General features: G+C 42.2%; 2 protein-coding genes. Both read right to left on the reverse strand.

Features of this window, described 5'->3' with window-relative positions; translation table 11 throughout:
* On the reverse strand, nucleotides 1-263 hold a 263-nt coding region (locus GFC01_RS18065), incomplete at its 3' end, for a winged-helix domain-containing protein (RefSeq protein WP_279233520.1).
* A gap of 15 nt (nucleotides 264-278) precedes the next feature.
* Nucleotides 279-469 (reverse strand): cyclic pyranopterin monophosphate synthase MoaC (locus tag GFC01_RS18070; RefSeq protein WP_279233521.1); only part of this gene is annotated, 191 nt, incomplete at its 5' end.

Genomic DNA, 469 nt, shown 5'->3' on the forward strand with positions numbered 1-469 from the left:
ACATTGGTCATTTCATCTTGGTCAAGGGTCTTTCTGAAGAAGGTCAAGAGATAATCGACATTATAGCCGTACCCTTTCTTCCCAAGTGCACCAAAGTACGAAAAATCTCGGCGAATGGTAGCAGAATCCACTTTGACTGCATCACTAAGCTCTGCTGATGACACCCTTTGTTTTCCTGATGCATGCAGATTTTTTAAAAAACGGTAGTATAGCGGCAAACGTTTGGCTGTCGCTTGTGGAATTTTTGACTGATCTATATTCATATAAGGTCCTCCAACTTAAATATCAGATGCTCTGTGAAAATCACCGTTTTTCCCGCCTGTCTTTTCAATTAGATAGGTAGGACCGATGATCATGCCTTTATCAATCGCTTTGCACATGTCGTAAACGGTCAGTGCACATACTGAAGCAGAAGTGAGCGCTTCCATCTCCACACCCGTACTTCCTTTTGTTTTTACCTGCACTTGTA

Source organism: Desulfofundulus thermobenzoicus (genome assembly GCF_009428905.1).
GTDB lineage: Bacteria > Bacillota > Desulfotomaculia > Desulfotomaculales > Desulfovirgulaceae > Desulfofundulus_A > Desulfofundulus_A thermobenzoicus.